The organism is Providencia sp. SP181 (assembly GCF_050446505.1).
In the GTDB taxonomy this organism is placed as follows: Bacteria; Pseudomonadota; Gammaproteobacteria; order Enterobacterales; family Enterobacteriaceae; genus Providencia; species Providencia vermicola.
In genome coordinates, this window is the sequence record NZ_JBBPXM010000010.1 from 121,543 (window position 1) to 130,258 (window position 8,716).

Annotated in this window: 8 protein-coding genes; 2 read left to right on the plus strand and 6 right to left on the minus strand. The window is 38.6% G+C overall.

Annotated elements, in window-relative coordinates; all coding sequences use genetic code 11:
• The first annotated feature begins 41 nt into the window (after window positions 1–41).
• Window positions 42–407, plus strand: coding sequence for a 6-carboxytetrahydropterin synthase QueD (queD, locus tag AABS66_RS16575; RefSeq protein ID WP_206086870.1), 366 nt, complete (start codon window positions 42–44; stop codon window positions 405–407).
• Between the two features lie 63 nt (window positions 408–470).
• Here the strand turns inward: queD and queE are convergent, their stop codons facing one another.
• Complete coding sequence (queE, locus tag AABS66_RS16580; protein WP_272574270.1) at window positions 471–1,142, minus strand: 7-carboxy-7-deazaguanine synthase QueE; 672 nt, start codon at window positions 1,140–1,142, stop codon at window positions 471–473.
• A 173-nt stretch (window positions 1,143–1,315) separates the two neighbouring features.
• Between queE and AABS66_RS16585 the strand changes: the two genes are divergently transcribed.
• A complete protein-coding gene (locus tag AABS66_RS16585; protein ID WP_206086872.1) occupies window positions 1,316–2,683 on the plus strand; it encodes an amino acid permease in 1,368 nt (455 codons plus the stop codon).
• 56 nt (window positions 2,684–2,739) lie between these two features.
• On the opposite strand, the gene megL is transcribed toward AABS66_RS16585, so the two are convergent.
• The 5 genes from megL to AABS66_RS16610 all read right to left on the minus strand — a co-directional run bounded on the left by megL (window position 2,740) and on the right by AABS66_RS16610 (window position 7,210).
• Complete coding sequence (gene megL / locus AABS66_RS16590) at window positions 2,740–3,942, minus strand: methionine gamma-lyase (protein ID WP_206086873.1); 1,203 nt, start codon at window positions 3,940–3,942, stop codon at window positions 2,740–2,742.
• A 15-nt stretch (window positions 3,943–3,957) separates the two neighbouring features.
• Complete coding sequence (locus AABS66_RS16595) at window positions 3,958–4,350, minus strand: hypothetical protein (protein WP_206086874.1); 393 nt, start codon at window positions 4,348–4,350, stop codon at window positions 3,958–3,960.
• A gap of 13 nt (window positions 4,351–4,363) precedes the next feature.
• Window positions 4,364–5,551, minus strand: a complete 1,188-nt coding sequence (locus tag AABS66_RS16600; protein WP_206086875.1) for an NAD(P)/FAD-dependent oxidoreductase — start codon at window positions 5,549–5,551, stop codon at window positions 4,364–4,366.
• A gap of 222 nt (window positions 5,552–5,773) precedes the next feature.
• On the minus strand, window positions 5,774–6,331 hold the full coding sequence (locus AABS66_RS16605) for a DUF1287 domain-containing protein (RefSeq protein ID WP_241016922.1): 558 nt from the start codon (window positions 6,329–6,331) through the stop codon (window positions 5,774–5,776).
• Window positions 6,332–6,418: 87 nt separating this feature from the next.
• Complete coding sequence (locus AABS66_RS16610) at window positions 6,419–7,210, minus strand: endonuclease/exonuclease/phosphatase family protein (RefSeq protein ID WP_206086877.1); 792 nt, start codon at window positions 7,208–7,210, stop codon at window positions 6,419–6,421.
• Window positions 7,211–8,716: the final 1,506 nt, after the last annotated feature.

An 8,716-nucleotide genomic window follows, 5' to 3' on the forward strand; every position in this document is an offset into this window, starting at 1 on the left:
TACAGTACAATACGCTGTTTATTAACACTAAGGAGCCACTAATGAGCACAACTATCTATAAAGATTTCACCTTCGAAGCTGCACACAAATTACCCCACGTTCCTGAGGGGCATAAGTGTGGACGCCTTCATGGGCATTCTTTCATGGTGCGTTTGGAAATCACGGGTGAAGTCGATGCACACAGTGGCTGGATCATTGATTTTTCTGAGGTCAAAGGGATATTCAAACCGATTTGGGAACAACTAGACCACCATTACTTGAATGATATTGCAGGCTTAGAGAACCCAACAAGTGAAGTTTTAGCACAGTGGATTTGGCAACAAACGAAACCCCATTTGCCATTACTCAGCGCGGTCACTGTGAAAGAAACCTGTACTGCGGGCTGTGTTTATCGCGGGGAAGCTTAAATAATACCATTATGTAGAGTGGTTTTTCCCCAGCCATATCACTTTTTATGGCTGGGGTTTCAATTATTGAATATTTAAATACTTATGTGTTTGAATGGATAAACGCCAATTTCGTTGAATACACATCTCAATACACAATTTTGTGGCTGCTGTTTTTTGGCTGATCGGTTGCAATGCAACAATTGGCGGGTTAACTGATGTACGCAACGCTAAAATAGCTTCTAGAGCCTCAATATCTTTTTCCCGTGCAACAGGATGTTTAACCTCATTTGCTCGGTTAACTGCCTGAGCCAAAACTTTAAGCCCACCTTTCATACCCACTTTTGGTGAAACCGTTACCCATGTTTTTTCTGTGCATTGAATAGGGTAAGTTCCGCTGGTTTCAATCTGGCATTGATACCCGCTTTGTTCTAATGACTCCGTTAGTGGCGTTAAATCATAAATACAAGGTTCTCCCCCTGTAATCACAATATGCTTTGCTGTAAACCCCTTCGTTTTCATCAATTGAATCAATTCGTCGCTATCAGCCATAGCCCATGTATCTGAATCAAGCGTCTTTAATTCGATATCACCAAGGGTGGTTTGTTTGTCTTGTTCTTTTTCCCACGTTTGCTTGGTATCACACCAGCTACACCCTACTGGGCAGCCTTGTAAACGAATAAAAACTGCTGGAACACCTGTAAAAACCCCCTCTCCCTGCAATGTTTGGAAGATTTCATTAATTGGGTATTTCATATCACTCCTAAATTAGTTAACTAAGTGGACATTATATTGCAGATATCTATCTCACGAACAAGGGAGTTTGTGATAATGTAGCCATCTTGGGTTCAATAATGTACGTCCAACTTAATAAACAATACCGAAATTACATTCGGAACGATATCTCCTAAGAAAAGACAGGAAAAGACATGCAAAGTAGTCAAACAAACCAACTCAGAAAGGGACTGAGTGTCAGGCACATTCGCTTTATGGCTTTAGGGTCTGCGATTGGGACTGGTTTATTCTATGGTTCCGCATCCGCAATTCAAGCTGCGGGTCCTGCAGTTCTGCTGGCCTATATGGTTGGCGGTGCTGCCGTATTTATGGTCATGCGCGCTTTAGGCGAAATGGCCGTTCATCATCCTGTCCCTGGTTCTTTCTCGCACTACGCTAGCCATTATATGGGCCCCCTCGCAGGCTTTTTAACGGGTTGGAATTATGTCTTTGAAATGCTGGTTGTTTGCTTAGCAGATATCACCGCTTTTGGGATGTATATGGGCTTTTGGTTCCCAGATGTTGATCAATGGATATGGGTATTAAGCATTGTATTATTTATCGGTGCGCTAAATTTATGCCACGTCAAAATCTTCGGTGAAATGGAGTTCTGGCTATCCATAGTGAAAGTTTCCGCAATCATTGCGATGATTATCGGTGGAACCTTCTTGATGTTTTACGGCTTTGGCCAAGAAACTGACCATGCTGTAGGCATCCAAAACTTGTGGGAACATGGCGGTTTTATGCCAAATGGTATTTCGGGGGTGATTGCTTCTCTTGCCATTGTTATGTTTGCTTTTGGTGGAATTGAGGTGATTGGGATCACAGCCAGCGAAGCGCAAAACCCAGAAAAAACCATCCCGAAAGCCATTAATGCGGTGCCTCTTCGCATCTTATTATTCTATGGGTTAACGTTATTTATCCTGATGTGTATCTATCCATGGAACCAAATTGGTCAAAATGGTAGCCCATTTGTCCAAATTTTCTCCAGTTTAAATATCGCATCCGCCGCAAATATTTTGAACGTTGTGGTTATCACAGCAGCAATTTCTGCAATTAATAGTGATATTTTTGGCGCAGGCCGCATGATGTATGGCATGGCACAAGACAAACAGGCGCCACAAGTTTTTACTAAGCTGACGAAAAACGGTGTGCCTTGGGTCACTGTTTTAGTGATGTCTGTCGTGATGTTATTAGGTGTGTACCTGAACTACCTGCTACCAGAGAAAATCTTTGTCATTATTGCTTCGATTGCGACATTCGCAACCGTCTGGGTTTGGTTGATGATACTACTATCCCAAGTCGCTATGCGCCGTCAAATGAGCAAAGAAGAGGTTAAAAAACTGAAGTTCCCTGTGCCATTCTGGCCTGTAGGGCCTGCGATTACTATCGCCTTTATGGTATTCGTTATTGCATTGCTCGGCTTTTTTAAAGATACACAAGTGGCGCTGCTAGTTGGGTTTGCGTGGGTCGCGATACTCAGCGTGACCTTCTTCATTATGCGTAAATTTCAAACCAAATAACCGTTCGTATTCGTAATACAGAGCCCAATATCACAATGATATTGGGCTTTTTTTCATTATGCTAACGCTTGTTTAAGATCTTCAATCAAATCTCTCGTACTCTCAAGCCCAATTGATAAGCGAATTAACCCATCACTAATCCCGTACTGTTGCCGTTCTTCAGCGGTATAAGTTGAATGAGTCATACTTGCAGGGTGCTGAGCAAGGGATTCACAATCTCCCAAACTAACCGCTCGAGCAAATAAATTTAAACGGTTCAGAAATTGCTTACCAGCCTCAAGTCCACCTTTAAGTTCAAACGCAATCATTCCCCCAAATAATCTCATTTGCCTTTGAGCCAGCTCATATTGGGCAAAACTAGGTAACCCAGGATACATCACTTGAGCAACATGAGGATGTGATTCTAAATACTCGGCCACTATTTGCGTGCTTTCTACAATACGCTCCATACGAACAGGGAGGGTTTTCATTCCTCGTAACACAAGATTTGCATCATGAGGAGATAAACAAGCCCCTGTCATATCCTTGAGCCCTACCAATCTAATTTGTTTCGCTAAGGCTTCTGTCGTCACAACAGCCCCCGCCATTACATCACCGTGACCATTCATATATTTTGTCAATGAATGAATAACGATATCAGCCCCTAATTCTAATGGCTTTTGAATATAAGGCGTACAATAGGTATTATCTACTACCGTGAATATTTCCTGTTGGTGAGCTTGTCGGTATTGATGAACTATATCGCTTACCGTTTTAATATCTACCAAACGCATATTTGGATTCGCTGGTGATTCAAAAAATATAATGCGTGTTTTATCGGTTAATTCGCGAGCAATATTCTCTGGTGCACTCATATCAATATGGCGAACCTTCACACCAAAGCGTGCTAAACCATGATGAAAAAATGCATAAGTACAACCATATACGGTCATATCCACCAACAATTCATCACCTGGGCTCAATAACGTCCAAAGTGTTGATGTTATCGCTCCCATGCCAGAAGAAAATACAATTCCAGCTTCCCCTTCCTCTAAATCTGCAATTCGTTTTTCTAAAAGACTCAAGGTTGGGTTGTTGATACGAGTATAAATATAACCATTCGATTCACCACTAAAGCAGGCAGCGCCTTCTTCTACACTGTCAAAAACATAAGTTGATGTCTGGTAAATAGGTGCAGTTAGTGAACCTAAATTTTTGATAGGATCGTAATAATTATGTATCACACGAGTATCAAAAGAATACAATTTATCTAAAATCATACCACCTCCGAAATATTACCCCTCCTGGGTCTTATTCAATCGAGAACCAACAATTTGTAAAGTTCGTAAAACGGTACTTATTCCACGTAATGTATCGGGATCTTTTAATAAACTATAAACAGAACGAAAATTATGTGTTTTATCTGAATATTTGGCTTCCATCTTTGCCATGTTATAAGCGGTACCTAATTCCCACACTGGCGTTAAAGTATCCTCAAAACTATTTGCTAATTTTTCTACCGTCCCCGTATCCATAATATCTACGAGGTCAGATAATAAAGATAATAAATCAACTATATTGTCAAAACGCTGTAAATATAATAATGGGGCTATTTTTTCCGCTAAATGATTTGCAGGTTCGCTATTTAGTAATTCCAGAAGTTTTGCTTGTTGATCATTACTTGACATGATTATTCTCCTATTACACTAAACCACGAATAGCAGCCCAATATATTCCTCGATTAAAACCATTTCTTAATAACCCTCCCACTTTTGTTGCTGGGGTAGGAATTACATCATGCTTATAATCGTATTGTAATGGCATCCCTGCATTAAGCCCCATTTGGGCAACAGCTTGGACACGCCCATCATAAATAGCGGAAGGGTATCCATAAGTAAGCTCTCCGCAAATATTATCTGCAATTATGGCGGCCTGATTATGACAGCTTCCTCCTGCTTTACTTATTGGCAAATCAACAGTGTCACCAATAACATAAACACCATCTGTACCATATACTTGCATAGTTTCATGGTCCGTTGGTAACCAACCTTCACCATTTTTATGTTCGCTTAAATTTGTATTCACTACGGCTTCAACCGCTGTAATTGGAGGTGTGCTAATTAAAATGTCAAATGGTTGCTCATCCCCCTCTTTCGAATAAGCAATTTTTTTATCTGGATCGACCTTGTTTAAGGTAAAGCCGCGCTGGGCTTTGATGTTTTTAATATTAAAAATTTCAGGTATCGCTTCACATACGGGTTGCTGTAAAAACAAACAATTCCTCAGTAATTGTGAAACCGTCGGGTAAGTATAAACAATTTCAATATTATCCCGAACTCGCCGTTTACGTAAGAACTCATCAAGCATCAATGTTGTTTCCATTGGTGCTATTCCGCATTGGTGAGGTACATTTGGTGTTTCAGGAAATGATACTGTAATAAAAATACGTCCCTTTTCAATCTTAGCAATTTGATCCGCTAATTTTCTTGCGGCATCATAAGCATAAAAATGATTTCCTATCTCTTTCAATCCTTCAATTCTATCTGGCCTCGGTACGCATCCTGTAGCGACAACTAAAAAATCATAATTATATTTTTTTCCACTTCTAGAGTGTAGTTCTTTATTTTTAAAATCGAATGATTCAATTTTATCAATCTCTAATTGAATTTCAGGTCTTAATAGTGAACTCTGATCTCTCATCAATTCTTCTTTAAAAAATAAATTGAATGCAACATACATAAAGGCTGGTTTGTAATAATGAATAGGATTATCAGTGATGAGTGTTACTTTTATTTTTTTTGAGAAAATTTCTTTGTTCAGTTTTCGGGACAATATGTTTGCCAACATTGTTCCACCTGTACCACCACCAACGATCACTATATTTATCATAACATCTCCAAACTAAATATTTAAAATGGATGGCAAGACATCAATTAAATTAAAAAACTGATACCTTTTAAATATAGTTCAATTCTAATAATTACCAATACAATTAATTGAATATAATTCAACTAACAACAAGAAAAATTAATCACACTAAAATATAAATACCCATGAATAAATTAATGATAAAAACTATCATCACTGTAACCATTTTAGTTTAAAAAAAATTCAATAAGAATAATGACCTATCAATTTCCATTTAAATAAAACATCTTCCGTGACTTGACCATAACCAATATTATGCATAATCAAATAATTTTTATTATTAACAGATTTTATAGAGGTCACAATGCCAATATGTGGTCTTCCATTATCTAATCGCCATGTAACAATATCACCTGGCACATAATCTTTTGTATCTTTAGTGACAGGTTTTTCCTGTCCTTTACGTGAGAAAAAAACTTCTAAATTAGGCACTCTGCGGTGATCAATATTGGTATCCGTTTTACGCAGCCCCCAAATACGCTGACTCGGATATTTGCTAAAATTCGATTTCATATCCTCATGTACTAATTTTTGTAGATCAATCCCCATTTTTCGATAACTGCGAATAACAACATCAGAACAAACGCCGTAATGTTCTGGAATATCACCATTAGGATAAGAGATCTGTCGATATGCTGGATCATAAATAACAAAACGAGGGAGCGCTTCTGCATGTTTAGCTAACGTTAAATTAGCACTACTTGCAGTGTGAGAAAGGGCTAATAATAAAATAGCTGACATTATAGTTTTCAAAGAGATACTCTCCATATCAATATATGAATAAAATCTACAATAAAAACAGAGAAAAATAAGGTGTGAAAATCTTAATTATCTAGACACATCAAACCGAGTGATAATCGGGTTATGATCAGAAGCATCTGTGATTAATACTTTACTATCAATAGCTTTGAGCCCGCGATAAAAAACATAATCTAGCGGTCGACCAAAAGCTTTGGTCCGTAGATCCTCATCAATCGTAATTTCTTTTAACCCCACACTGCGAATGAAGCGTTTTAGCGCATTCACCCTTTGTCGACTCCATGCGTTAAAATCCCCCGCAAGAATCACAGGGCCAACATGTTTACTAATATGAATACCAAGCTTATTCAATTGCCTTGTATAAACATCAACCCCAAAGCTAAAGTTAATAGCATGGACATTTGCCACCATTAATTGCTGCCCATTAGGTAAGGGATAAACCGTAATCAACGCTGATTTAGCGAGCCGAAGCAGTGGTTCTTTTTCTCGTAATGGGCAGCAATAAATAGGATGAGCAGTGGCAAGGGTCATCACTCCAGACGGATGGGGAGAAAAAGGAAGAGCAGGGACTTGATCTGCAATAAGCTGCTCAGAAGCAGCAAAAGAAATCAACTCAGGGGACATTTGAGCTTCTTGTAATAAGATCAACTTACGACCTTTAACCAGCTCGCTTAAAGCTATTTTCCAATTTGGCCGTTGCTGTTTATAAATGTTCCATATAACAACATCGAGAGTTTCGCTGGCAGCAAACAAAGGTAACCCGATTGGGAGAGATTCCCCTAGCATATGCACAGGTGTCGGCTGAATACGTTTAGCGGGTTGACCTGCAATATATCGAACTGAATAGGTTCTTTTCGCCAAATTCAACTTCCTACTTATCTCAATGAAATGATAAATTCTACGCTTTATAACTTATCTCTGTAGCCAGTATACCAAACACACCCTGTTATGGCCTATCAAATTTAGTGAATAACATCTTTCGCTCGGCAATATCGTTCAATAAACAGTTACCCTATCCATATCCCGAATGACTCATTGACGCTCTTCCAACTCTAGCCTTACAAAGAAATGAAAAAGCCATCATGAGGAATACAAGTAGTAATCAAGCAGAAATTAACAGCGACAATACAGGCAAAATATTCTGAAAAAAAGACTGTAGGAAAAATCCTTAGAATTGAGTATTCCGAGTCTAAGAACCAATCAAGTGCTAAGAGAGAAAAACAGTGAACAAAAAATACGACCTAAGAGACAACGAAAGTGATGAAAACTGTGATAACACAAGTTAATTACTGAGCGGATTATTGATTAATTTAGTTTTTTCTTCCTTAGCCCATTAGAGAAACAACCAGCGGAGTTAATCAAGAAAATATCCTCTACTCATCTAAGCGACAAAATACAAGTCACTTACTGAGCTGACGGCTAATTAGCTTATTAGTCTTTCATACTCTTTTCTTGTATAAACGTCGCTTTATCAGAGTCAGCGATGGGGGCTTATGCATGATCACAAATAATAAGAAGGTAAGAATCGCACAGGATAAGAAAAATAATAATCCTCAGTTAGTTAATGACGACATGAACAACCGATTAGCCTAGAAGGTCTCATCATCATAAGCCAGAGCGATGAAAAAACAGTTAATGACTAAGCAAACCCATGACAATAAGTGCCATAAACACAGAGGGCGGCGATTTAGGACAGTAAAATAAGGGGGATGTTCGGATGAAAAATGAAGTAACAACAGTGAGTTACTAAGAGGATTTTTGATAAGCTTACAAAGATCACCCCGTTTTAACCACAAGCCATAATGACGTGAACACAGAAATACAGAACACTAATAACACAATGATTAGTTGCCAAGTGGACTATTGATAAGCTTGCAAAGATCCCCCCGTTTTAATCACAAGCCATAATGACGTGAACACAGAAACACAGAACACGGATAACACAACGATGAGTTGCTAAGTAGATTATTGATAAGCTTACAAAGATCACCCCGTTTTAACCACAAGCCATAATGACGTGAACACAGAAATACAGAACACTAATAACACAATGATTAGTTGCCAAGTGGACTATTGATAAGCTTGCAAAGATCCCCCCGTTTTAATCACAAGCCATAATGACGTGAACACAGAAATACAGAACACTAATAACACAATGATTAGTTGCCAAGTGGAACTATTGATAAGCTTGCAAAGATCCCCCCGTTTTAATCACAAGCCATAATGACGTGAACACAGAAACACAGAACACGGATCACACAACGATGAGTTGCTAAGTAGATTATTGATAAGCTTACAAGGATTTCTCCGTTTTAATCACAAGCCATAATGACGTGAACACGGATAACACAATGATTAGTTGCTAAG